Source organism: Pseudoflavonifractor phocaeensis, from assembly GCF_021531375.1.
In the GTDB taxonomy this organism is placed as follows: domain Bacteria; phylum Bacillota; class Clostridia; order Oscillospirales; family Oscillospiraceae; genus Lawsonibacter; species Lawsonibacter phocaeensis_B.
Map to the genome: position 1 here is coordinate 19,155 of NZ_JADYTU010000013.1, position 23,970 is coordinate 43,124.

Sequence of the window (23,970 nt, forward strand, 5' to 3'; positions counted from 1 at the left end):
TGTGCTATAATGATATTATGTGGCGGCCTACCTGCCGCCGGACATCACCACGAAATAAAGAAGGTCATACTTATGGCAACACTCGACCGTATTTGTTATGTGGTGGGGGCCATGTCTCTGTCCCTCGCCCTGCGTCCCTTCCCCGCCCCCGGTGACTATGTCATCGCCGCTGACCGGGGCTATGACTCGCTGATGGCCTATGGCGTAACGCCCGATCTGGTGGTGGGCGACTTTGACTCTTTGGGCTACACCCCCAACCACCCCAACGTCACCCGGCTCCCCGCCGAAAAGGATGACACCGATATGGTATATGCCCTGCGCAAGGGGCTGGAGCTGGGCTACCGCCGTTTTGTCCTTCTGGGCGGTGTGGGCGGTCGGCTGGAGCACACCCTGGGCAACCTTCAGCTTCTGGATTGGCTGACTACCCAGGGGGCCGTGGGCTTCCTGGCCGGTGAAAAGACAGTAGCCACCGCCCTGCGCAATGGCTCCATCACCTTCCCCGCCTCCATGTCCGGCTATCTGTCCGTGTTCTGCAACAGCGGCACGGCGGAGGGCGTCACGCTGTCCAATCTGAAGTACCCCCTGGACCGCTACACCATGACCGGCACATTCCCCGTCGGCGTCAGCAATGAGTTTCTGAACGCCGAGGCCACCGTCAGTGTGGAACAGGGATCTCTGATCCTGATTTGGGAAGACCAGGGCGATTTCTATACGCAGCTGCCCAAGCTTTGGCCCCAAGTTAGCGCCGCGGCGGAATAAAAGGCCTCTGTTCCGCCGCAGCGGCTCCCTTTTTTCTAAAATTCCTTGGCAAATCCCTCTTTACAACGGTGCGAAAACCTGATACAATAATGAAGCTGTTTTGTTCCCTGTTTCTGAAAGCAGCAGCTTTGATATTCGGGCCTATAGCTCAGTTGGGAGAGCGTTCGGTTCGCATCCGAGAGGTCGAGGGTTCGAATCCCTTTAGGTCCACCAAAAAGAAAGACACGACGAAAGGCAGGTGTTCATAAAACAGTGTTAGCCCAATAACACGAAATGAGCATCTGTCAGACGGGATTGGTCAACGAAAAAACACGCCATATTCAGCTTCAAAGGCTGGGTATGGCGTGTTTTTCTGTTTATTTGTATTTCCGTTTCCCTTTTCCATGCGGCTGGTATGACTTCGCCTTGCCACGCTGGTTGGTCGAACTTTTCAGGTGCTTGGACAGCTTCAAAACCTCCATGAGATTCACAAACTGCTCCTTGGTGATGGCATCGTAGTCAATGCCGAATGTCGCAAGATAGATTCTTGCCTGTTTCTCAGCATCGCTGCCCTCAAAGTTCATGGCATCCTGCAACTGGCCCTGAACTTCCTCCGCAATGGAGGGCGTATCTGCCGTTGTGGTGTCGGTGCTGTGCTCCTCACGAATGTCACGGAGGATCGCTTTCAGATCATCGGCAAGCACATGACCGAAATAATCATCCTCCCGTACCTGGGCCAGCTCCAATGTCCGGGTGGAAAGATCGTCCTGCCCGTCCTGCTTCATCAGAGCCATCTTCCGAACTGCTTCCAGCATGGCGTTCATATCGTTGATCCGCATATCCGCGATCCTGTCAACGTAAATCTCAGCGTCCAGCATCATGCGCTGGAAAGCTTTGTGGCACAGCATTTCCGACAGCAGTCGGTGATTAAACTTCCCCGTCCTTAATACTTCTATGGCATCGTCACTCAGATGCAGAGCGTCCAGCTCTGTGTCCGGGTGATTTTTTGTTTCCGTCATGCCCAGCAGATAGTCCGTGGACACGCCGTAGAACTTCGCCAGTGTGACGATGCTGAACGGGCTGATGTCCTTGAAATCGTCTGTCTCATATTTTCCAAGGGCGGACTTGGAAAGCCCGGTCTGCTCCGCAAGCTGTTCCAGCGTCAGACCCCGTTCCACACGTAAATCCTTCAACCGTTCCTGTATGGTGAGTTTTATCTGCATGGCGTACCCCTCCTTCTTTCTGTCTCTAAGCGTGGAAATCCACCCTGTTTTGCGCTCTTTTCCGACCTCTTGGATATACGGGAAAGAGCGCATTTTTTCGCTAAACTGTTCTTGTAGCAACACCTGAACCTTGAAAATCGAATGACCGTCCGAATGGGATATGTCCCCCGGCGAAGTGACGCATCCGCGCACCAACGGGGACGAGAACGCCGGGAGCGATCCTCCGGGCAGGAACGAGTTCGGGAAAAGCGGCAAAAAACCGCAGCTATTTTCAAACCATGTGAAAATAGCGAAGAAACCGCTTTTTTTGTGGTGCTGTCCATATCATTAAACAATGCACTGGACAGCGCACACAATACACCGTTGCGTGTGCCTTTTCATTGAATCGCAAAAAGCCAAGCGGAACAGCAAAAACGATAGGTGCCCCTTGTGAACAGGGGTACACGGGCGGCAATTCCAGCGGATGGCCGTCCATGATCAAACAACGCTCTGCGGCAAATGGGAGCTGCCATCCAGCACATTCATTATACCACAGAGCGAATCCAAAAAGGGAAAGGAATTGTAAATATGAGCAGAAACAAGGCAGAAAACTGTCGCAACGAAGTGAAATCCTACATCACCCGGGAGGGCATGACCATGACGGAGGTTGTGGAGCTGCTGGCCGATGAACACGGCTGGAGCAGTAGCGTCCCCAACCTGTCCGGCAAGCTGCGGCGTGGGTCACTAAGGTACACCGAGGCCGTGGAGTTGGCCGATGTACTGGGATATGACATCGTTTGGCAGAAAAGAAAATAAAGCATTTGCGCGTTGCGTATTTGGTATCTCAATCGTATAATAAAAGAAAACATCATTTGGGAGGTAAATCGCATGAAACAGAGACAAGTTTCTGAGGAAATGTTAAACGCCTTTTTGTCTGGAGAGCTGTCCTCCTTGCTGGAAGCTGTCAAAAAAGATGACACTTTGGACTTGGAGCTTCGTGGGGACTCTGTGAATATCTATTACCGCGGAGGAAGCCTTTTCAAGATTACGGGAATCAACAATGTGTTTTCGGTATCCTTTGACACAAATTACTGTACGGAGGGTTCTGTAAACCTTAACTCGACCCGGAGGGATATTATTTCTCCGAGTCGGAGTCTCTGCCGTCTGAAAGAACTGAGCGCAGATTCTTTTGGGGTGAGGACGGCCACATCCATGTAAAGAACCTATCCGCTTTCTGGATTCCCCAACTGACCGTTACCGAGGTCATCCACGGCACGACCTACGTTGTCACAGGCAGCTATGAGGGGACAGAAAACTTTGTCCGCAAGCTGGAACGTATCACATCCAGAAAGTTTGCAGAAAAGCTGGAGGATTCAGAATGACAAACACCCAGAATCTTGGTACAATAGAGCCAACCAATCCTGTACTGACAGTTGCTCCACCAAAGGAGGATACAGAAATGTACGGAGCAACAGATAAAATTACTGCCCTTTATTGCCGACTGTCTCAGGAGGATGACCGGGCTGGCGAATCCCTGTCCATTGAAAATCAGAAGGCCATGCTTCTTCAATATGCCAGGGAGCATCACTTCCCCAACCCCACGTTTTTCGTGGATGACGGTGTAAGCGGTGTGACCTACGACCGCCCCGGCTTTCAGGCCATGCTGGCCGAAATCGAGGCGGGGCGCGTGGCCGTGGCGATCACAAAGGACCTTTCCAGACTGGGCCGCAACTCCGCACTGACGGGGCTTTATACTAACTTCACCTTTCCGCAGAACGGTGTCCGCTTCATCGCCATCAATGACAACTACGACACCATTGACCCCAACCGGGTGGACAACGATTTTGCGGGCATCAAAAACTGGTTCAACGAGTTCTATGCCCGGGACACCAGCCGCAAGATCAGGGCCGTCCAGAAAGCCAAGGGTGAGCGAGGCGTACCCCTGACCACCAATGTGCCCTATGGCTATGTAAAGGACCCGGAGAATCCCCGCCGCTGGGTGGTTGACCCGGTAGCCGCCGATGTAGTGAAGCGTATCTTCAACCTGTGCATGGAGGGCCGTGGTCCCATGCAGATCGCCAACCAACTGAAAGCGGACAAGGTGCTGACACCCAGCGCATACAGGGCCTTGCAGGGAATCAAGACCCCGAACAAGAAACCGGAGGACCCCTACGACTGGCACAGCAGTACCGTTGTGGCGATTCTGGAACGGCGGGAGTACACGGGCTGTACGGTGAATTTCAAGACCTATACCAACTCCATCTGGGACAAGAAACAGCGGGACAATCCCCTTGAGAAGCAGGCCATCTTCCCCAATACCCATGAGGCCATCATCGAGGAAGCCGTGTTTGAGAAGGTACAGCAGGTTCGCCAGCAGCGGCATCGCAAGACCCGCACAGGCCGAAGCAGCATCTTTTCCGGGCTGGTGTACTGTGCAGACTGCGGCGAGAAGCTGTATTACGGGGCGACCAACAACTACCGACCGGAGGGCGCGTTCTTTGACTGTTCTCTCCATTGGAAGCACAAGGACAAGTGCGGTACTCATTACATCCGGGAAGCCGTACTCAGCCATCTGGTCCTGAAACACATTCAGGCTGTGACAGGCTACATTCTGCGGCATGAGGCACATTTCCGCACGGTAATGGAAGAACAGCTCCGGCTGGAAAGCAGTGAGCAGATCCGCATCCGTAAAAAGCGGCTGGAACAGAACGAAAACCGCATCGCTGAGCTGAAACGGCTGTTCATCAGGATTTACGAGGAGAACGCCAGCGGGCGGTTGAGTGATGAACGCTTCGATATGCTGAGCCTGACCTATGACGCGGAGCAGAAGCAGTTGGAGGCCGAGTGCATTACCTTGCGGCAGGAAATTGAAGTACAGGAACGACAGAACGAAAACATTGAGAAGTTTATTCATACGGCGCACAAGTATGTGGGCATTGACGAACTGGACGGCTATGCTCTGCGGGAGCTGGTGTCCGCCATCTATGTGGACGCACCGGACAAATCCAGTGGAAAACGGGTGCAGCACATCCACATCCAGTACGACGGGCTGGGCTTCATCCCGCTGAATGAGCTGATGAAAGAGGAAACGGCGTGACCGAAGTCACGCCGCAACCCTTGAAAACTCAAGGTTTTCACAATTGTTTGATTTTACTGTTTTACGACCACCCGGCTAAAGTCGTGTCTTTCTTTTTGGGTTCCGCGCCGCATAGCGGCGCTCCACCCTTCGGTGATTGAAATGCTCGGCGGAAGTGAATTCCGCCTCCGCCAAGGTTTTGCCTGCGGCAAAACGCTTGTGACGCGCCACTCGGCGCAGCCGCCAGAAGGCGGCATCTATAGTGTTGCGATGTTACAAGTCGTCGCGGACTTCATATCGTTCGCGACGACTTTTTATTTTAAAAAGTCATCGCTCATTCATTCCGTCGCTCCTCCTTTCCCAATCGAACCCGCAGCGCAGCCGTTGGCAGCTCTGCCGCCTTACGGATGCAGCGTACCCCTTGCGGGTGCTTCACCGGGCTTCGGTTTGATTTTGGGTGCAGGCCTGACAACAACATCTATAAAAAAGCCGTGAAATCGTTGATTTCACGGCTTTTTTGTGACTTTTTCAGTTCAATAAACAGCCTGCGAACCAGCCGTTTCCCGTAGTTCTGCAACAATAGGTTCACATCCGGGGGTGACGTTAAGCGTGATGCGCCTCTCCCTCGGGGAAGATGATCTTGTTGACAAAGAAGAAGATGACCATGGAGATGCCGCCATTGAGAATGGTGGTCCCGATGTTGTAGATGAAGTCCGGGACAAACAGACCGGCCACCGCCACCCAGATGCAGTTAATGGAATTGACGATACAGGTGATGACGCAGAAGGCCAGCAGATACCACATGCCCTGGTAGAGCACATTGCCCTTACTCCGGAACACCAGATTGCGCTGGAGCGGGAAGTTGATGCATTCGCCCACAAACATGGCGATCATGTAGGCGCAGAAGTAGGGCAAGCCGCCGTGGGCGGAGTCATAGCCCAGGATGTTCCACTGGAAGGTCTCACCAAACAGGGTGATGGGGATCCCGGGCCAGCCGAAATCCACCAGCGGCAAACCGGAGAAAGCGGCGGGGAGGAACTGCAGCAGGATATATTTGAACACGGTGATCAGGTTGCTGACGATGACGAACAGCCCCCCCTCCCGGATCCACTTGGCGGCTTCGGGGTGTCTGGCCGCAAAATCGTTCCAGAGTTTCACAGGCGCTTGCTCCTTTCTTTCATAGACCTCCGGTTGGCGAAGAAGCCGGAGATGGTCTTCCCCGCTCCCCGGAAGAAGTGGCCGTTGCAGATGTCCAGAATGGAAGCGGCCATCTCCATGGTCACCATGCCCCCGGTCATCTTGGCCAGTCCCCGGAAAGGCATATTGTAAATAAACAGCACGTTCAGGTCAGGCTTCCCTTTTTCCTCGCTTCTGCGTTTCATGCCTCCGATGATCTTCCCGGCTAGCCGGGCGATAGGATTCTTGGCATAGTACAGCTGGGACAGGGAATCGTTCATGGTCAGCGGCGCCTTAGTGTCCCACGTTGCGGCGGGGATGGGGCGGCCCAGCAGGGTACGGAACTGACTGTCAGGCACATTTTCCACCTGGCCCGTATAATAGCTGGGCAGCTGTTCCTTCCGGTAAGGGATCTCCGCGCCGGTCCCCTCCACCTCCAGGTCAGCGGTCAGAGGTAGGTCGGCCACGTTGGGGCCCACGCTGATGGTGTAGGAGCCGCCCTCCACCTCCCAGCGTTCGGTCTTCACGTTGAAATACCGGAACGCATTGTCGTCCAGGGGGATGGTCACTTCCCTGCTCTCGCCGGGAGCCAGATGCACCTTGGCAAAGCCCTTCAGCTCCAGGGCGGGCCGGAACAGGGCGCTGTCCGCCATACTCACATACAGCTGGGCGATCTCGCTGCCCGCCAGGGTCCCGGTGTTGGTCAGAGTGAAAGAGGCCTCCTTCCCCGTGACCTTCAGGCCGGAGTAGGCGAAGGTGGTATAGCTCAGGCCAAAGCCGAAGGGGAAGCGCACCGGCTTTTTCACCGTCTGATAGTAGCGGTAGCCCACAAAGGGACCCTCCCGGTACTCGGCAGTGCTCTGACGGCCGGGGTAGTAGCGGTGGTTGGGGGTATCCCCGTAGGTCATGGGGTAGCTCTCAGCCAGCTTTCCGGAGGGGTTGACCTTGCCGGTCAAAATGTCAGCCATGGCGCCCGCTCCGGCCTGGCCGGACAGGTAGCCATGGACCAACGCGGCACAACGGTCCAGCCAGGGCAGCTCCACCGGGCTGCCGCCGGACAGCACCACCACCACGTTGGGGTTGACGGCGGACACGGCATCCAGCAGTTCCTCCTGATTGGCGGGCAGCTTCATATGATCTCGGTCCATGCCCTCGCTCTCGGAGATCTCGGTCAGGCCCAGGTACAGCAGCACCGCCTCCACGTTCCGGGCCAGATCCACCGCGGCACTCAGCAGGCCGGCGTCCTTTTTTCCGTCCCGGCGGTAGCCCTGCACCTGTCCCATGATCTCCAGCCCGCTCTGAGCCAGGGCGTCGATGGGCTTATCCAGTTTGGTGCAGTTGACCATGGAGGAGCCCGCACCCTGATACCGGGGCTCCGCCGCCATATCGCCGATCACGCCCACCCGGGCGCCCTGCTTCAGAGGCAGCAGCGCCCCGTCATTTTTCAGCAGCACAGCGGTCTGGGCAGCCACCGACCGGGCCAGGGCGTGGTGGGCCTCCTGGTCAAAGGATGCGTCCTCCCTGGAGGTGGCGGCATGGGTGGAGAGAATCACATCCAGCAGCTCATCCACCCGCTGGTCAATGATGTCCTCGGTGATGCGGCCGTCCTTCAGGGCGGCGAACAGTTCCTTGTCGCTGTCTCCGCCGGTGCCGGGCATCTCCAGGTTGCTGCCCGCTTTCACGCCCTCCACATGGTCGTTGGAACCGCCCCAGTCCGTGACCACAAAGCCGTCAAAGCCCCACTCCTGCCGCAGAATATCCGTCAGCAGATGTTTGTCATCGTTGGCGTAGGTCCCATTGATGCGGTTATAGGCGGACATGATGGATTTGGGATGTCCTTCCTTTACGGCGATCTCGAAGCCGGTCAGGTAAATCTCCCGAAACGTGCGCTCATCCACAACACTGTCGCTGGACATGCGCAGCAGTTCCTGGGAGTTGGCGGCAAAGTGCTTGGGGCAGGCGGAGATCCCGTTGGACTGGACGCCCCGGATCAGTCCGGCGGCCATTTTGCCCGCCAGATAGGGGTCCTCGGAAAAGTATTCAAAATTGCGTCCGCCCAGGGGACTGCGCTTGATATTCAGGCCGGGACCAAGGAGGGTGCCCACACCCTGGCTGGCCGCCTCCTGCCCGATAGCCGCGCCCATTTTCTCCGCCAGGGCCGGGTCCCAGCTGTTGGCCAGGCCCGCGGCGGTGGGGAAGCAGGTGGCGGGCAGGCTGGGATTCAGACCCAGGTGATCCCCGGCCCCCGCCTGACGGCGCACGCCGTGGGGGCCGTCGGACAGCACCATGGAGGGGACGCCGGCTTCCGAAAAGGCATAGGTGCTCCACACATCCTGACCAGACAGGAGAGCAATCTTCTGCTCCAGGGTCAGCTTCTGTAAAATGTCCTGGTGTTTCACTGGTATTCGCTCCTTTCCCGCAAGAGCGGGCCATCCCGGAACGGATGGCCCACTCAAAAAGTCATTTCTGGTCCGGCGTTTTTATGCCTCTACGTCAACGTCAACGATCTTCTTGGACTTTTTGACAATGGCGATCGAGCCGGCCACAACGGCCAGAACGATGACCACATCCACACCGATCAGCAGCTTCTGCCAGCCCTGCATGCCGGGGTTCAGATTCTCCTCGGTATAGGCCCGGGAGTTGACCACGGTATACAGGATGTTCTTACAGGCCTGGCGCATGGCCTGCACGCCGGTGGCGCTGGTGGTGTCGGTCACATGGTTGGTGTCGGTGTCATAGTTGACCAGACAGAAGTCGGTGCCGCCGCGGATGGCGTGGTCGGAATCCATGTAGCCGTACACGCCGAAGTAGTCGGTGAGGACCATGCCCACGAAGCCCCACTCGTCGCGCAGAACGGTGGTACACAGTTCCTTGTTGCCGCCGGTCCACTCGGTGCCGATGTAGTTGAAGGAGGACATCACAGCATCGCAGCCGCCTTCCTTCACGGACAGCTCGAAGGGCTTGAGGTAGATCTCGCGGATGGCCTGCTCGGTGGACCAGGTACACAGCATGCTGTTGCGGTTGCCCTCCTGGTCGTTCAGGGCGTAGTGCTTCATGTAGGCGTAGACGCCATACTCCTCGGCGCCCTGGATGGCCCGGGCGGCGATCTTGCCGGACAGCAGACCGTCCTCGGAGTAATACTCGAAGTTACGGCCGGCAAAGGCGGAGCGGTGGATGTTCATGGCGGGGGCATACCAGCCGGAGGTGTCCATCTCGTTGGCCATCTTACCGATGCTGCGGCCGAACTCGGAGGCCAGGTCGGGGCTCCAGGTGGCGGCGATCATGACCCCGGCGGGGAAGCCCACGGAGCCCTGGCCGGTGAAGTTGTTGTTGATGGAGGCAGGGCCGTCGCAGTCATAGGTCTGGACCTTGCCGATGGAGGGCACGGGGGCGGTCTGATAGCCGCCGTAGGCGATGAGGGTGTCCATCTCCTCGATGGCCAGCTGATCCAACAGCTGGTCCCACTGGGCGTCGTCATAGGCCACGCCCCGCAGATCCACCAGCTTCAGGCCGTTCTTGGCCCCGGTGGTGGGCATCACATCGTTGGGGTCATTGTAGGCGGTGGGGTCATAGTTATTCACATTGGTGAAATTGGCCTTGGCCTCAGCGCTCATGGAGAAGTTGACGGGAGCGGCGGTTGCCTGGGCGTAGTTGGCAAAGCCGTCGGCCCGGGACAGGTAGGTCACGTCGCCCTCGGCAAAGTCGAACAGGCGGGTAGCGGGGGTCTGGTCGCTGTCGCGGCCATCTTTGTAGGAGATGGTGGAGGACACGGTGTAGGTCTCGGAGTCCAGAATGGTGTGGGAATCGGCGTTGATGGAGATGACGTAGTCGCCGGCCTCCAGCACATAGGCGCCCTCGCCGTAGGCGTCGAAGGAAGCCATATCCTCTACCTGGAAGGAGATGGTGACGGTCTCGGAAGCGCCGGGCTCAATGATGTCGGTCTTGTCGAAGGCCACCAGATTGGCGCTGGCCTTCTCGATGCCGCCGTTGGTGTAGGGGGGATTGAAGTAGACCTCCACCACGTCCTTACCGGCCACAGAGCCGGTGTTGGTCACAGTGACGTCAAAGGTGATGGCACCGCCGGACACGGAGATGGGACCCATCTCCTGGGTGAAGCTGGTGTAGCTCAGGCCGTAGCCGAAGGGGTACTGAACGGTGGCGTCATAGTCGATGAGGCCCTCGGCAGCGGCGGTCTCATAGAACTTATAGCCCACATAGATGTTCTCCACGTAGTTGACGAAGGAGGGGGTAGCGTTCTTGTTGAAGCTGCCGCCGGCCAGGAACTCCTGGGTGTTGTCATAGCCGAAGGAGCCGAAGTTGTTCCAGGTGGGGGTGGCAGTCAGGTCATACACATAGGTGTCGATCATGCGGCCGGAGGGGTTGACGGAGCCGTTGAGGATGTTGCCCAGGGCATTGAAGCCGCCCTGGCCGGTGCCGGCGCACCAGATGACGGACTTGATCTGGTCGTAATCCTCCACAAAGCCCAGCTCGAAGGCGTTAGCGCCGTTGTAGACCACGATCACGTTGTCGAAATTGGCGCACACCAGGTCCAGCAGCTCCTCCTCCCGGTTGTTCAGCTGCAGGAAGTGGTCGCCGGCGTCCCAGTCATTGCCCTGGTTCAGGCTGTCATCATAGGTGCCGTCGTAGTAGGCGGACTCACCGCCGATGGACTGCTCGCTGTTCCAGGTGCCGTTCACCACGGACATCATGTCGGTGGGCAGGTCGGCGCCCTCACCGCCGCCCCGGGCGATGACCACCATGGCGGTGTCGGAGAAGGCCTTGGCGTTGGCCATCATCTCATCGGTGTACAGGCTCACATTGGGCTCAGGCAGCGTCCAGTCCTGGGTGCGCATACCCACGGAGGGGCGGCCGGTCTGGTAATCGGTATAGAACTTGCTCAGCTCCTCGTTGGTGGAGATACCGGCGTTGGCCAGACCCTCCAGCAGGCTGACGGTGGGATAGGCGTCGTTCAGGGAGCCGGAGCCGGTGCCGCCGTATACCGGGTTGGCGGAGCCCCAGCCAAACACATTCAGCTTGGAGCCGGAGTCCAGAGGCAGGGTAGCGTTGTCATTCTGCAGAAGGACGATGCCTTCCTCGGCGATCTTCTCCACCAGGGCGCTGGCCTCGGCGGAGGTCTCCTCGCTGATCTTGCCGCCGCCGGTGGCAAGGGAGATCATGGTGAACATGGGGCCGGTGCAGATCAGGTTGACGATCAGAGTCGCGGCCAGGATCATTGCCATGCCGGTCTGACCCCGGAACAGGAATTTCTTGGCCTTGGGCAGCTTGCGCACCGCGACCATGATCGCGATACCCAGCACGATGACCGCCGCCAGGGCGGCCAGGTGGTACTTGATCGAGTCCAGTACCTTGATGACGTCGTCCATGTTGATACTTAACATTTCATCTTTCCTCCTGCTTAAATTGGTTGAGACAGGATCACACGCTTCCCATCTCTCAGCAGACCGGATTATAGCAGATCCTCGATCCGTTTTTTCATCCAGGGCACAAACTGCCTTTTTTTACGCACAAATCGTTTTTTTGATTGTGACATTTAACAAAAACGAGCAGGAGAATTTGGGCAATAAGGTGACGTCTCGTTTTCCGGCGGGTCGGCATGGTAAAACGGCCCCTCTCATCCGAAAAATGAGAGGGGCCGTCTGTGTTCCCTCAGTCTCCGCCGCTCACTGCCCGGTCAGGGGAATGAGGATATTAACGGAAAACCAGTTATCCTTGGCCTCAATGGTCATGGTGCCGCCGTATTTTTGGGCGGTATAGCGCATACTCTTGACGCCGTAGCCGTGGTAATTGCCGTCCTCCTTGGTGGTCACAGGGTCGCCGCTCCGGAAGTTCACCGGCTCCGGACAGTAGTTTTCGCAGCAGATGATCAAAAAGTCCTTCTTTGAAAACACCGCCAGGTGGATCAGCCGCTTCTTCTTGTCCGGGATGCGCAGCTCACACTCGATGGCGTTGTCCAGCAGGTTGCCGAACACAGAACAGATATCCATGACGCTCATGAAGGTGAGCAGAGCGCCGTCGGCCACACAGGTCAGCTCAATGCCGTGCTTGGCGCAGTACAGGCTCTTGCCGGTCAGCACCGTGTCCAGCACCGAATTTCCCGTTTTGTTCTGGGCCTCGTAGTCGCGGATCTCCCGCTCCATCCCGTCCAGAAAGTCGGCCCGCTTCTGGGCGTCCGGCTCGGCCCGCAGCACGGCGATCTGGTGCTTTAAATCGTGGTACTTGCGGTTGATCAGGTCAATGCTCTCCCGGCTCTGCCGGTATTGTACATACTGGTTCTGCAGGATATTCTGCACCGCGTCCAGCTCCCGCCGTACCTGAAGTTCCCTGTGCTGGATGTGGTAGGCGTACAGCATCACCACTCCCGCCAGATCCATCAGGGTGCGGATGTTATAGATCTCACTGATATAGTTTCCGCTAAAGGGAGTATTGGCGTAGACGAAGCTGAGGTTGCTCATCACAAAGCAGGCCAGCCCGATCATCAGCGCCGGCCACAGTTCTCCTCGTTGGATAGACAACCGCGGGTACGGCGGGGCTGGCTTTGGCTCCAGCCGGTACATCACAAGGAAAACCGCCCCGTAGACCGCGGCGGTAAAGAGCAGGGCCGATGCCGGCCCCGCCCATTCCCGGCCTCCGGCCAGAAAAGTATACAGCTGCCAGGCCAGGGAGGCGGCAAACTCCGCCAGCAGAAAGGCACGCACCGTGCAGTACCCCGCGCTGAGCGCCGACATGTCCCCACACAGCAGGATGGTCAGGAACATCAGGCCCACCGCCACCGCCATGCAGGGGATCCACAGGGCCACCGGCAGGTGACCTGTGAAGTGCAAAAACAGGCACTGGACCACCAGGGACAGAGTCAGCACAGCGGCCAGCCGCCAGCCCCGCAGCCGCCGCTGGTATTTGCAGATATACAGTAGGCAGCTACCCCACTCAGCCAGGGCGGTGAGGATCCGGGGGATATTCGGCATCACATCTTTCATCGTCCCACCCCGCTGATATAGGCGGTCAGACTCTCCAGCAAGGCGGCCTTTTTGGCCCGGCTGATGGGCAGCTGCGCGTCCCCCACCAGGGCGCAGCCGTCCCGGATCCCATCCACATGATTCAAATTCACCAGGTACCCCTTGTGGCAGCGGAAAAAGTGAAGGGGGGCAAGGTCGTTCTCCATCTGCTGGATGGTACCGGCCGTGGCCGCGTAATTCCCGGTGCGGGTGTGGTAGATCAGCTGGTGGCCCAGACTTTCCACATAGTAGACGTCGTCCGCCGCTACCTTCATGGTTCCTCCCTTTACGGGAATGGTAAGATAGACCGCCTCCCGGCGGCCCAGACGGCGGATCGCCCGTTCCAACCGCTGGCTGAAGGCAAAGTAGTTCACCGGCTTGAGGACATAGTCCAGCGCGTCCACCGCATAGCCCCGGATGGCGTACTGGGGCATGTTTGTGATGAAGATCAGGATCACCTCGGGATCCTGACGGCGGATCATCTCTGCCGCCGTCATCCCGTTCAGGAAAGGCATCTCCACATCCAGCAGAATGATATCAAACTGCGCCCTGTACCGCTCCACCAGTTCGTCGCCGTCGGAGTAGACCGTCACTTCAAACCGATGGCCGCTCTCCCTGGCATAGTCGTCAATGTAGCGCCGCAATTCCTGGGCACACAGGGCATCGTCATCCGCGATCGCAATCCGAATCATGGCGGTTTCTCCCCCTTTTCCTCTCTTGTTTACCAGTATATCTGACGCTGTTAGGGTTTTCAAGAGAAACACCCGCCAAATCGGGATTTTAGCCCAAACACCGCCGTCCCTTGGGCCGCTCGAGGTTTTCCGGAGATATGAAAGTCACTTCATGCTGCGATATTACAACGCAAAAAGGCCGGAATTCTTATGCTTCCGGTCTTTTTTGCATTTGCGGCATATAAATACTGCTCGGAAGGCTTTCGGCTCCGGGCAGTACGTTTGCGCTGATCCAATTTGTGCCTCTTAACAGGGCAGAAACATCTTGCGACAACCGGCCTGTGAGGCCTTGGCATGGTCCCTGAGGCAGGGGCAGGCGGGCACGGCATAGCTGAAACGGAGACGGTAAGCGGATGCCGGAAATGCCTGTGGGCGGTGCCATGTGTTCCGTGCGGTTACAGATCAGCAATGGCTTTTGTGGCTTGAACCGTGCCATGCGGATGATGCGGCGGGGCATATACAGTATAAATCTTGAGCGGACAGTTCCCGGTGTTAATGATATTGTGCCATGTCCCGGCCGGTACAAAAACCGCATATCCGCCGGACACCGGGCATTGATAATTCAGTCGATTTTCATCAGGCCCCATCATGGTCAAGCCGCTGCCGCTCTCGATCCGCAAAAATTGATCGGTATCCGGATGTACTTCCAACCCGATTTCTCCGCCGGCCGGTATACTCATCAAAGTAAGCTGTAAAAGTTGGCCTGTCCACAGCGCTTTGCGATAGTTTGTATTTTGCCGGGCCGCCTTATCTATATTCACCACAAACGGTTCCGCACCGTAATCACTGATCGGCACATGGAAATAATGGTTGTTTCGATTCATCGCATGTTCTCCTTTCTTGGTCCATTATACGATACTCGCCTGCCAGCTGTGCGAACGGGGTGTGATTCGGTTTTGTGTGACAGGAGTTTGCATCTATCCCGCTGCATCATACAACAAAAGAGAGCCGGACGAACACGGATGGTTCGTCTGGCTCTCTTTTCATATCAGTTCTCTTCTGCGCCAAACAAAAGAAGGCCATGCGCGCGATATCAAGATCAGCCGTTTTCCAATCCCAGGTTCTGCCGGATGACAGCCCGCAAGGCCGCCTGTTGCATGCCCCCACGCCAGCATAAACAGACCGGGTGGTCAATCATGGAGGATCACTCCGAGATCATACATAAAAAGTTTACAAATTATTTCTCCGCCCGCATTGACTGGGAACGCTACGCGTGCCATAATACGTTTTACAGACCAGCCGGTCTGTTTTTTGAAGGGAGCGCGGCAATGAAACGAGAAGAAAAAAACGCCCTGTCACGCCAGCGGATTCTGGAGGCGGCGATGCAGGAGTTTTCGGAACGGGGCTATGAGGGTGCGTCCCTGAATACGGTCTGCTCCGAGCACTCCATTTCCAAGGGGATCATCTACCATTACTTCCGGGACAAAGATGAGCTTTATCTTCTGTGCGTGGAACTGTGCTTTGACTCCATCACCCGGTATCTGAAAGAGGCCACAGAAGGCCTTGGCGGTACGGCAGAGCAGCGCCTTGGGGCATATTTTGACGCCAGGCTCCGCTTTTTCGCGGAGAATCCTTTGTATCTCGGGATCTTTGCGGACGCCGCGTTCCATCCTCCGGCGGCCCTATCCGCTGAAATCGGGAAACGCCGCGCGGAATTCGACGCGCTGAATATCTCCGTGCTGACCGAGCTTTTGAACGGCGAGCCCTTGCGGGAATGTCTTTCCGTCCCGGCCATCGTGGAAGATTTCAGAATGTATATGGACTATTTCAACATGCGGTTTAAGGCGGCGTTCAGCGAGGACCGCTCCGCCGAATCAATTCTGCGTGAACATGAAGAAAGGTGTCACCGGCAGCTCCATATCCTGCTGTACGGTGTATTGGGTGATCATTATGAATCGTAATTCTTCCTCTGAAAGAGAATCTCTGCTCTCCACCGTTAAGCCCTCCAACGCCATCGTCAGTCTGGCCATCCCCGCTACTCTGGCTTTGCTGGCAAAGGCGGTCTATAACATCGTGGATACGGCATACATCGGAATGCTGAACGATGACATTGCCCTGGCGGCGGTCGGCGTTACCCTGCCCCTGCTGCTGATCATGGTGTCCATTGAAAACATTTTCGCGGCGGGCGCGGCCGTGCTGGCCGGACGTCAGCTCGGCGCCGGCGACAAAGACGGCGCGAACCAAACGGTAACCACCATCGTGGGCTTTTCCATCCTGGTAGGAATTGGCCTGTGTGTTCTGGGCATCATTTTCATAGAACCGCTGCTGCGGGCCTTCGGCGCGTCGGACGCGGTGCTGCCCCAGGCCAAGGACTACGCGTTCTGGATGTTCATTGCCGCGCTGTTCAATCTGCCGGCTCAAAGCCTGAACTGTGCGGCCCGCGCGGAATCCTCGGTGAAGATCTCCTCCATCGCGGTCATCACCGGCGCGGCGCTCAACGTGGCGCTGGACCCGGTCTTTATGTTCTCCTGGGGCTTCGGCATGGGCGTTGAGGGTGCCTCCCTGGCCACGACCATTTCCCAGTGCGTCACCTTTGTCATCCTGGCGTGGCTCTATCTCAGCGGACACTCCATGATCAAGGTCCATCCCAAATACTTCAAGCTGTCCGGAAGCTTTTTGTGGGCAGTCACCGCCATCGGTATCCCCACCGCCGTCATCCAGATCTGTCTCGCCGTGGCCACCTCGCTGACCAACATCGCGGCCAAGCCGCTGCCCGATTCCGACCTTATCATCGCGGCATACGGCGTTGTCCAGCGGCTCATTCTCATCGGCTGCTATGTGGTGATGGGCTTTATGCAGGGGTACCAGCCGGTTGCCTCCTACGCGTTTGGCGCCAAGGATGAGGACCACTTCCATGACGCGGTGCGGTTCGCGCTGAAGGGCGCCCTTCTGCTGACGGTCGTGGTAGCCGCCGCCTATATCATCCTTGCCCAGCCGCTCATTATGCTCTTTAACCGCAATCCCATGGTCATCGAGTTCGGACGGCGTCTGCTGATCTCTCAGGTAGCCCTTTACCCTGCTTTTGGTCTGTGCTATATGATGACCATTACCTTCCAGACCATCGGCGCTTCCAAAATGGGTCTGTTCCTTTCCATGATCCGGCAGGGACTCTTCTATGTGCCCTTCATTCTGGCGCTGCCCAAGTGCTTTGGCGTGACAGAGATCTACGCCGCACAACCCGCCGCCGATCTGTGCACGATTCTGGTATGCGTATTCTTCGTAAAACGCATGAAGCAGATGGCCTCGGAGCGTATGGGCGCAAGTCCAAACAAGCAGTAACCCAGCCCATCACGGCGAAAACATCCGTCAAACATAAAAACACGGTCCGAACAGCGGAGAGGTTGCTGTACGGACCGTGTTTTTTACTTTGAGTGATGGATGGATCACACAAAGGGAAGAAATCATTCACCGGGCGAATGTGCTGTAATATTCAGCCAGTAGAGCAGGCAGCTTCAGCGCCTTTTTCATCTCAAAAATCTCCTTTCACAACAAATCTTGGAGTGTATCGTCTCACCGGGAGAAGGTCCGGTAGTAATCGCTCAGCAGGGCGCTCAGAGTCTTTTTCATGATGTAACCGCTCCTTTCTGTCTCAGTCTGTAACTTCGTTTCAGGACGGCTCACATATTGTGGCAGGAAGTCTGACAATTCCCGCACCGCGCGCCGACCACATGTTTCAAAATGTTCTGTTCCATCATCAGGACCTCCCTTTCGTTTTCTGGTTTTCTTTTAAAATCTTTCCGTTCCCTTTGGACACCCTTATCCTAACACCAACGCATCAAAAAAGGAAATACATATATCATTGCATTTATCATATCTTTTTGATATGATAAATAGGAGGTGATCCCAGATGGAATTACGCACGCTCCGCTACTTTATTACGGTGGCCCAGGAGCTGAATATTACCCGGGCCGCGGAAAAACTGAACATGAGCCAGCCTCCGCTGAGCAACCAGATCCGGGGGCTGGAGGAGGAGCTGGGGGTCCGGCTCTTCATTCGCGGCAAGCGTCGGCTGGCTCTGACCGACGAGGGCAGTCTCCTCCTGCGCCGCGCCGTCCAGCTGCTGGATCTGGCGGACAAGACCCGGCAGGAGCTGGCCACCATGAAGGACGGCGTCTCCGGCACCATCTGCCTGGGCATGGTGGAGGGACGGGCTCCCTATCTGTCCGCCCGGTGGATTGCCGGCTTCCGGGAGGAATTCCCTCTGGTCCGGTACAGTCTGTGGAACGGCAGCAGCGACGATGTGCTGGACCGGCTCCACAAGGGTCTGGCCGACTTGGCCGTCATTGCCGCCCCCTATGACACCGAGCATCTGGAGGGCTTCTCCGTGGCACGGGAGCCCTGGGTGGCCGTCATCTCCCGCAATCATCCCCTGGCCCAGCAGCCCGGGGACCAACTGCCCCTGTCCGCCCTGGTGGGGCAGCCCCTGATCGTACCCAGCCGAAAATCCCGGATCGAGGCCATCCGGGATTGGTTCGGCGAGATCGGCGCGGAGCCCGACATTTTATGCGAGATGTCCAACTATGTGGACGCGGTGGCCCTGGCCGAGCAGAATGTGGGCGTCAGCATCTTCCCCCAGACCACCTACACCCCCAACGACCTGGTGGTGTCCAAGGTCATCACCCAGCCCGCCCGCCAGGCGGAATATGTGCTGGTCTGGAGCAAGGAACAGCGCCCCTCCGGTCTGGTCCAGGCCTTTATCGACTATGTCCAGGACTTTTTGGAGGAGGACAAGATCCACTCCCGGCGCTTCCGGGTCCGGGAGGAGGAGCACGTTCTTCCCCAGGAGACGGAATATCTTTGAGAATAGTCCCGCTCCCCTTGGCGCATCCTAAACCATGAGAGGTCTGCGCGCAAAGGAGGAGACAGCATGGAGTCTCTCTGGCATCGGGACGCGGCGGCGTCCCCCGGCCGTCCCCTGGCCGGAAATCTGCATACAGACGCCGCGGTCATCGGCGGCGGCATGGCCGGGGTCCTCATCGCACGGGCCCTGACCCGGGCGGGACTGCGGACCGCGGTGCTGGAAGCACGCGCCCTGGGCAGCGGCCAGACCGGGAACACCACGGCCAAGATCACCGCCCAGCAGGGGATGATCTACCACCGGCTCATCCGGCAGCTGGGCGAGCCCTCCGCGCGGCTGTACGCCCAGGCCAGTCAGGCGGCGGTGGAGGAATACCGGCGGCTGGCCCGGACGGGCCTGGACTGTGACTTCACCGACTGCCCGGCCTATCTCTACTCCCAATTCCAGGAGCTTCCCCTGGTCCGGGAGGCGGCGGCCTGCCGGACCCTGGGGCTGGAGGCCTCCTTCACCTGTACCACCACCCTGCCCTTTGCGGTCAAGGGGGCGGTGCGAATGGAGGGGCAGGCCATGTTCCACCCCCTGAAATTCCTGTATGCGGCCGCCAAGGGGCTGGAGGTCTATGAACGCACCCCGGTGCTGACGGTACGCGGGGATCAGCTGGTCACGCCTCGGGGCCTGGTCACCGCCCGCCACATCATCTTTGCTTCCCATTACCCCTTCGTCAACTTTCCCGGCCTCTACTTCGCCCGGATGCACCAGGAGCGCAGCTATGTGGCGGCGGTATCGGGCGCTCCCCAACTGGACGGCATCTACTACGGCGTGGACCCCGATGGGCTGTCCTTCCGCAACGCCGGTCCCTACCTTCTGGTGGGCGGCGGGGGCCATCCTACGGGGAAGGGCGCGGACCAGAAGCCCTACGACATGCTGGAGTCCCGGGCCCGGAGCTTCTGGCCCGGCTCCGTCCCGGCCGCCCGCTGGTCGGCACAGGACTGCACGACGCTGGACGGCCTGCCCTATATCGGCGTTTTCAGCCCCTCCCGCCCCAACTGGTATGTCGCCACCGGATTCCAGAAATGGGGGATGACCGCCTCCATGGTGGCCGCCCGGCTCATCTCCCACCTGATTACCGGCGAGAAGGACCCCCTGGCTCCAGTTCTCTCCCCCCGCCGGTTCAGCTGGCAGGCAGCCCGGAATCTGGCCGGAGAGGGGGGCCGGGCCGCCAAAAATCTGGCGAAAAACTACTTTGGCCGCCCCGCCCTGTCCCTGGACCAGCTTCCTCCCGGCCAGGGGGCCGTGGTTTCCTGGCAGGGGAAAAAGGTGGGCGCCTACCGGGAGCCCGACGGTCAGGTCCATCTGGTGGACCCCCGGTGCCCCCATCTGGGCTGTCAGCTGGTCTGGAACCCTGAGGAACGCACCTGGGACTGCCCCTGCCACGGCTCCAGATTCGACTGGGACGGCAACTTGATCGACAACCCGGCCCAGACCGGGTTATAATGAAACAAAATGAAGCCCCGGACGAACGTCCGGGGCTTCATTTTCCACACTATTGAAATCAAAAAATCAGATGATGCTCTGATTGGGGACCTCGTGGATCTTGTGCTTTTTGGCATAGCCGGTGAGCATCAGCGTCAGAGCGCCGTCGCCGGTGACATTGCAGGCCGTGCCGAAGCTGTCCTGAAGGGCAAAGATGGTGAGCATCAGGGCGGTGCCGTCATTGCCAAAGCCCAGAACGCTGATGATCAGGCCCAGAGAGGCCATAACGGTGCCGCCGGGAACGCCGGGAGCACCCACGGCGAAGATGCCAAGCAGGAAGCAGAACAGCACCATAGTGCCCAGAGTGGGCAGCTTTCCGTACAGCACCTTGGACACGGTCATGACGAAGAACACTTCCGTCAGGACAGAGCCGCACAGATGGATGTTGGCAAACAGGGGGATACCGAAGTCCACCAGATCTTGGCGCAGGACCGTGGACTTTTTGGCGCAGCGCAGGGCCACGGCCAGGGTGGCGGCGGAGGACATGGTGCCCACGGCGGTGAGGTAGGCGGGGCCATAGTGGCGGACCACCTCCCAGGGGTTGGAGCCGGAGTAGGCGCCGGCCAGACCGTACAGGACGGCCAGCCAGATATAGTGGCCCGCCATCACGATCAGGATCACCATGAGGAACACGGGCAGCTGCTTGGTGATGGAGCCCTCATAGGCCAGGCCGCAGAAGGTGCCGGCGATAAAGAAGGGCAGGATGGGGATGACCACCCGGGTGACCACGGCAAGCACGATCTGCTGGAACTCCTCCAGCACCTGGGTAATTACTCTGGCATGGGTCCAGGTGGCCGCCAAACCGATCAGAACGGAAAAGACCAGGGCGGACATCACCGGCATGATGGGAGAGATCTCCAGATTGAACAGCAGTTCAGGCGCCTGGCGCAGGCCCTCTGTGGCGGACTGGATGGACAGGCCGGGGATGATGACATAGCCCGCCCCCATGGACAGCAGGGCGGCGCAGACCGAGGAGGTGTAAGCCAGCACCAGGGCCAGGCCCAGCATCTTGGAGGCGTTGCTCTTCAGTCGGGTGATGGAGGGCGCGATGAAGCCAATGACGATCAGAGGCACACAGAAGGAGATCAGAGAACCCAGCAGGTTCTTCAGGGTCAGCACCACCTGCATGATCATCTCGCCTACGGCGACCTCGCCCCAGTGCAGGTTGGGGCACGCCAGTCCGATCAGGATACCGGCTACGACGCCGATCACCAGCCGGGCGGGCAGACTGCTTAAAACTTTTTTCACGGGAACACTACCTTTCCTTTTCTGTCGGCCGAGCCGCAGACACACACACAGAAATCCACGTTTTCTGCGCTTTCGTATCATCATATCATACTATTCGGAAAAACTCAACTCGTGACTTTTCTTTCGCGTTCCTTTCGTGGGGACGGTCACAAGACCCGGTTTATTCCGTTCTCATCCCAGGACGCCCAGATGCTCCAGCAGGATCTTGACCCCCATCAAAATGAGGATCATGCCCCCCGCCAGCTCCGCCTTGTTCCGAAAGCGGGCGCCGAAGGCGGCTCCCACCCGGACGCCCACCGCCGACAGGACAAAGGTAGTCGCGCCGATAAAGGAGACGGCAGGCAGGATGGGGACCTGGAGGAAGGCAAAGGTGACCCCCACGGCCAGCGCGTCGATGCTGGTGGCCACCGCCAGAGGCAGCATGGCCCGGAAGGAAAAGGAATCGTCTATCGAGGCGTCCTCCTCCCTTGACTCCCGGACCATGTTCACCCCGATGACCCCCAGCAGGACAAAGGCGATCCAGTGGTCGATGCTGGTGATCATGCTCTTGAACTGAACCCCCAGCCGCCAGCCCACCAAAGGCATCAGTGCCTGGAAGGCTCCGAAGTACAGGCCGCAGCTCAGACTGTGGCCGGCCCGGGGCCTTGAGACGGACAGGCCCTTGCAGACGGACACGGCAAAGGCATCCATGGAAAGGCCCACCGCGATAACAAACAGCTCCCATAAACTCATATTTTGTTTCCTCCTCCCGGCCCGGGCAAAGAAAAAAGACCCACCTGTCCCTCCGACAGGTAAGTCTCATCATTTCAGGTCCAGCCAGGAGAAACAAATTCCCCAGTATGTTGACCGGACCGCGCCCCCGCGCCGACTACTCCCTTACTTTATGGCAAGGGTAACATGGGATCGCCGCCTTTGTCAACCTATTTTTTGCGAAGGCCCACGACAGCCGGAAGATCGGGGGTAGGAGACGGTCAAACCAAAATTTGAATTTTTTTAAAAAAAGTGTTGACAGTCGGCGAAGTCTGTGATAATATACGTCTTGCGCTGAACGAAACGGCGCAAACAAAATAGGACGCGCGAGTGGTGGAATTGGTAGACTCGCTGGCTTCAGGTGCCAGTGCTCGCAAGGGCGTGCGGGTTCGACTCCCGCCTCGCGCACCAAAAAGAAAGACACGACGTAAGTCGTGTCTTTCTTTTTGGTTCCGCCGTCCCAAGCGGCTGTACCTGATTGGATGGAGTCCCCAGCCGTGTAAACCGGGCCCGCCCGGCATCCATGCTTCTCCGGCCGCACTCAGGCTTGCAGCAGGCACAAAATCAAACCATAGATCACACTGGCACTGATGCCGAACACCAGCACCGGACCGGCCACGGTGAAGAGCTTGACCGCTGTGCCGTTGATCAGTCCCTCGCTTTTAAACTCCAGGGCCGGAGACACCATGGCGTTGGCGAAGCCCGTGATCGGGACCAGCGTGCCCGCACCCGCCCGCTTGGCGATCTTGTCAAAGCATCCCAGACCGGTGAGCAGAGCGGCCGCCAGGATCAGCGTCACCGAGGCCGCGGTCCCGGACTGCTCCTTGTCCAGCCCCCAGCTCTGGAACAGATCGGACAACCCCTGGCCGATGGTGCAGATGGCTCCGCCTACCAGAAACGCCCATATCAGATCCTTCCAGATGGGTGAAGGCTGGGAATGTTCGTTGACCAGTTTCCCATAGTCCTGATTTGTCATATTCAATCCAGTCCCTTCCTTCCATTCCTGACCTTGCCCTTTAGCCTCCCCCACTCCGGAAAATTTATGCGCCTCCAACATAACCGGTACGGGAAATACATAAACTTGTGCCATCGAGGTGATGGCTTTGTATTACGAAAAGCGCCAGCTGATACTCACAGCCCTTCTGACGATTTTATTGGGCTCGGCCCTCCATTTTCTCTACACCTGGATGCCCAACGGGATCACCGCCCTGTTCTCTCCCATCAGCGAGAGTTTGTGGGAACACGTCAAGATCCTGTTCTGGCCCTATCTGCTGGCCGCCCTGTGGCTCAACCGGGGCCGTCCCGGCGGAATGCGCCCCTGGTGCCTGACCCTGCTGTTGATGTGCGCCTTGATGCTGATTCTTGGTTTTGGATACCACATTCTTCTGGACGGCCGGGCCATGTGGGTGGACATCGCCCTCTACTGCCTGCTTATGATTCTGGGCTTCTGGCTCCCCTCCCGGTTTTCAGGGCCCTTTTCCGGTTTTCTGTGGCTGCTCCCCTGCCTTTTGGCCGGCGCTCTCGCCGTTGCCATCGGGCTGTTCACACTCTGGCCGCCCCGCCTTCTCCTCTTCGCCGACCTCTCTTTGGGCAAGGCCTGGCTGCCTCTTCCCTGCTGAAGCCGCCCCGTTTTATTTGACAGGAGCTGCCCTATCTTCTTATAATATGTCTGCCGAACAGGTTTCTATTCTCTAGGCACGATAAA

20 protein-coding genes and 2 tRNA genes are annotated in these 23,970 nt (G+C 58.1%); 12 read left to right on the forward strand and 10 right to left on the reverse strand.

The annotated features are described in order from the left end of the window. The first annotated feature begins 72 nt into the window (after positions 1–72). Both I6E39_RS06080 and I6E39_RS06085 read left to right on the forward strand, forming a co-directional pair. Positions 73–759: a thiamine diphosphokinase gene (locus tag I6E39_RS06080; RefSeq protein WP_235380718.1), complete on the forward strand. Its 687-nt coding sequence runs from the start codon at positions 73–75 to the stop codon at positions 757–759. Between the two features lie 137 nt (positions 760–896). Then, a tRNA-Ala gene (locus tag I6E39_RS06085) sits at positions 897–972 on the forward strand. Between the two features lie 143 nt (positions 973–1,115). Here I6E39_RS06085 and I6E39_RS06090 read toward each other — a convergent pair. Continuing rightward, positions 1,116–1,961 (reverse strand): helix-turn-helix domain-containing protein, encoded by an 846-nt coding sequence (locus tag I6E39_RS06090; RefSeq protein ID WP_235380719.1) that lies wholly within the window; start codon positions 1,959–1,961, stop codon positions 1,116–1,118. Positions 1,962–2,528: 567 nt separating this feature from the next. On the opposite strand from I6E39_RS06090, the gene I6E39_RS06095 reads away from it, so the two are divergent. The 4 genes from I6E39_RS06095 to I6E39_RS06110 all read left to right on the forward strand — a co-directional run bounded on the left by I6E39_RS06095 (position 2,529) and on the right by I6E39_RS06110 (position 5,511). After that, entirely contained in the window at positions 2,529–2,756 is a 228-nt protein-coding gene (locus tag I6E39_RS06095; RefSeq protein WP_216504729.1) for an LLM class flavin-dependent oxidoreductase, read from the forward strand. Positions 2,757–2,828: 72 nt separating this feature from the next. Beyond that, positions 2,829–3,158 carry a hypothetical protein gene (locus I6E39_RS06100; protein WP_235380720.1) on the forward strand — a complete coding sequence of 110 codons (330 nt, stop codon included), beginning with the start codon at positions 2,829–2,831 and terminating at the stop codon, positions 3,156–3,158. A 241-nt stretch (positions 3,159–3,399) separates the two neighbouring features. Then, positions 3,400–5,037, forward strand: a complete 1,638-nt coding sequence (locus I6E39_RS06105) for a recombinase family protein (protein ID WP_235380721.1) — start codon at positions 3,400–3,402, stop codon at positions 5,035–5,037. Between the two features lie 141 nt (positions 5,038–5,178). Continuing rightward, positions 5,179–5,511, forward strand: a complete 333-nt coding sequence (locus tag I6E39_RS06110; RefSeq protein WP_235380722.1) for a hypothetical protein — start codon at positions 5,179–5,181, stop codon at positions 5,509–5,511. A 108-nt stretch (positions 5,512–5,619) separates the two neighbouring features. On the opposite strand, the gene I6E39_RS06115 is transcribed toward I6E39_RS06110, so the two are convergent. From I6E39_RS06115 to I6E39_RS06140, 6 genes are all read right to left on the reverse strand, one after another. Then, positions 5,620–6,174 (reverse strand): GtrA family protein, encoded by a 555-nt coding sequence (locus tag I6E39_RS06115; protein WP_235380723.1) that lies wholly within the window; start codon positions 6,172–6,174, stop codon positions 5,620–5,622. Next, positions 6,171–8,591 (reverse strand): glycoside hydrolase family 3 C-terminal domain-containing protein, encoded by a 2,421-nt coding sequence (locus I6E39_RS06120; protein WP_235380724.1) that lies wholly within the window; start codon positions 8,589–8,591, stop codon positions 6,171–6,173. Before I6E39_RS06120 ends, I6E39_RS06115 begins: the two co-directional genes overlap by 4 nt. A gap of 81 nt (positions 8,592–8,672) precedes the next feature. Further along, positions 8,673–11,591 (reverse strand): glycoside hydrolase family 3 N-terminal domain-containing protein, encoded by a 2,919-nt coding sequence (locus tag I6E39_RS06125; protein WP_235380725.1) that lies wholly within the window; start codon positions 11,589–11,591, stop codon positions 8,673–8,675. A 282-nt stretch (positions 11,592–11,873) separates the two neighbouring features. Beyond that, on the reverse strand, positions 11,874–13,187 hold the full coding sequence (locus I6E39_RS06130; protein ID WP_235380726.1) for an ATP-binding protein: 1,314 nt from the start codon (positions 13,185–13,187) through the stop codon (positions 11,874–11,876). Then, positions 13,184–13,897, reverse strand: coding sequence for a LytR/AlgR family response regulator transcription factor (locus I6E39_RS06135; protein ID WP_235380727.1), 714 nt, complete (start codon positions 13,895–13,897; stop codon positions 13,184–13,186). The genes I6E39_RS06130 and I6E39_RS06135 overlap by 4 nt, the downstream gene beginning before the upstream one ends. Before the next feature lie 434 nt (positions 13,898–14,331). Further along, positions 14,332–14,760 carry a cupin domain-containing protein gene (locus tag I6E39_RS06140; RefSeq protein ID WP_235380728.1) on the reverse strand — a complete coding sequence of 143 codons (429 nt, stop codon included), beginning with the start codon at positions 14,758–14,760 and terminating at the stop codon, positions 14,332–14,334. Between the two features lie 444 nt (positions 14,761–15,204). Between I6E39_RS06140 and I6E39_RS06145 the strand changes: the two genes are divergently transcribed. The 4 genes from I6E39_RS06145 to I6E39_RS06160 all read left to right on the forward strand — a co-directional run bounded on the left by I6E39_RS06145 (position 15,205) and on the right by I6E39_RS06160 (position 20,228). After that, positions 15,205–15,837, forward strand: a complete 633-nt coding sequence (locus I6E39_RS06145) for a TetR/AcrR family transcriptional regulator (RefSeq protein WP_235380729.1) — start codon at positions 15,205–15,207, stop codon at positions 15,835–15,837. Beyond that, a complete protein-coding gene (locus I6E39_RS06150) occupies positions 15,827–17,215 on the forward strand; it encodes an MATE family efflux transporter (RefSeq protein ID WP_235380730.1) in 1,389 nt (462 codons plus the stop codon). Before I6E39_RS06145 ends, I6E39_RS06150 begins: the two co-directional genes overlap by 11 nt. Positions 17,216–17,783: 568 nt before the next feature. Continuing rightward, positions 17,784–18,737, forward strand: coding sequence for a LysR family transcriptional regulator (locus tag I6E39_RS06155; RefSeq protein ID WP_235380731.1), 954 nt, complete (start codon positions 17,784–17,786; stop codon positions 18,735–18,737). Between the two features lie 66 nt (positions 18,738–18,803). Then, on the forward strand, positions 18,804–20,228 hold the full coding sequence (locus tag I6E39_RS06160) for an FAD-dependent oxidoreductase (RefSeq protein ID WP_235380732.1): 1,425 nt from the start codon (positions 18,804–18,806) through the stop codon (positions 20,226–20,228). 66 nt (positions 20,229–20,294) lie between these two features. Here the strand turns inward: I6E39_RS06160 and I6E39_RS06165 are convergent, their stop codons facing one another. Continuing rightward, positions 20,295–21,515: a dicarboxylate/amino acid:cation symporter gene (locus I6E39_RS06165; RefSeq protein ID WP_235380733.1), complete on the reverse strand. Its 1,221-nt coding sequence runs from the start codon at positions 21,513–21,515 to the stop codon at positions 20,295–20,297. Positions 21,516–21,686: 171 nt separating this feature from the next. Next, positions 21,687–22,247: a manganese efflux pump MntP gene (locus I6E39_RS06170; RefSeq protein WP_235380734.1), complete on the reverse strand. Its 561-nt coding sequence runs from the start codon at positions 22,245–22,247 to the stop codon at positions 21,687–21,689. A 342-nt stretch (positions 22,248–22,589) separates the two neighbouring features. Here I6E39_RS06170 and I6E39_RS06175 point away from each other — a divergent pair. Continuing rightward, a tRNA-Leu gene (locus I6E39_RS06175) sits at positions 22,590–22,676 on the forward strand. A gap of 130 nt (positions 22,677–22,806) precedes the next feature. Here I6E39_RS06175 and spoVAC read toward each other — a convergent pair. After that, complete coding sequence (gene spoVAC / locus I6E39_RS06180) at positions 22,807–23,247, reverse strand: stage V sporulation protein AC (protein ID WP_235380735.1); 441 nt, start codon at positions 23,245–23,247, stop codon at positions 22,807–22,809. Between the two features lie 121 nt (positions 23,248–23,368). On the opposite strand from spoVAC, the gene I6E39_RS06185 reads away from it, so the two are divergent. Then, complete coding sequence (locus tag I6E39_RS06185; RefSeq protein WP_235380736.1) at positions 23,369–23,884, forward strand: DUF6512 family protein; 516 nt, start codon at positions 23,369–23,371, stop codon at positions 23,882–23,884. Positions 23,885–23,970 lie beyond the last annotated feature (86 nt).

What these genes read in the sequence shown, in the direction of transcription:
- I6E39_RS06080 (WP_235380718.1), top strand. Translation starts at nt 73, where the DNA reads ATGGCAACACTCGACCGTATTTGTTATGTGGTGGGGGCCATGTCTCTG.
- I6E39_RS06090 (WP_235380719.1), bottom strand. Translation starts at nt 1,961, where the DNA reads ATGCAGATAAAACTCACCATACAGGAACGGTTGAAGGATTTACGTGTG.
- I6E39_RS06095 (WP_216504729.1), top strand. Translation starts at nt 2,529, where the DNA reads ATGAGCAGAAACAAGGCAGAAAACTGTCGCAACGAAGTGAAATCCTAC.
- I6E39_RS06100 (WP_235380720.1), top strand. Translation starts at nt 2,829, where the DNA reads ATGAAACAGAGACAAGTTTCTGAGGAAATGTTAAACGCCTTTTTGTCT.
- I6E39_RS06105 (WP_235380721.1), top strand. Translation starts at nt 3,400, where the DNA reads ATGTACGGAGCAACAGATAAAATTACTGCCCTTTATTGCCGACTGTCT.
- I6E39_RS06110 (WP_235380722.1), top strand. Translation starts at nt 5,179, where the DNA reads ATGCTCGGCGGAAGTGAATTCCGCCTCCGCCAAGGTTTTGCCTGCGGC.
- I6E39_RS06125 (WP_235380725.1), bottom strand. Translation starts at nt 11,591, where the DNA reads ATGTTAAGTATCAACATGGACGACGTCATCAAGGTACTGGACTCGATC.
- I6E39_RS06130 (WP_235380726.1), bottom strand. Translation starts at nt 13,187, where the DNA reads ATGAAAGATGTGATGCCGAATATCCCCCGGATCCTCACCGCCCTGGCT.
- I6E39_RS06135 (WP_235380727.1), bottom strand. Translation starts at nt 13,897, where the DNA reads ATGATTCGGATTGCGATCGCGGATGACGATGCCCTGTGTGCCCAGGAA.
- I6E39_RS06140 (WP_235380728.1), bottom strand. Translation starts at nt 14,760, where the DNA reads ATGAATCGAAACAACCATTATTTCCATGTGCCGATCAGTGATTACGGT.
- I6E39_RS06145 (WP_235380729.1), top strand. Translation starts at nt 15,205, where the DNA reads ATGAAACGAGAAGAAAAAAACGCCCTGTCACGCCAGCGGATTCTGGAG.
- I6E39_RS06150 (WP_235380730.1), top strand. Translation starts at nt 15,827, where the DNA reads ATGAATCGTAATTCTTCCTCTGAAAGAGAATCTCTGCTCTCCACCGTT.
- I6E39_RS06155 (WP_235380731.1), top strand. Translation starts at nt 17,784, where the DNA reads ATGGAATTACGCACGCTCCGCTACTTTATTACGGTGGCCCAGGAGCTG.
- I6E39_RS06160 (WP_235380732.1), top strand. Translation starts at nt 18,804, where the DNA reads ATGGAGTCTCTCTGGCATCGGGACGCGGCGGCGTCCCCCGGCCGTCCC.
- I6E39_RS06170 (WP_235380734.1), bottom strand. Translation starts at nt 22,247, where the DNA reads ATGAGTTTATGGGAGCTGTTTGTTATCGCGGTGGGCCTTTCCATGGAT.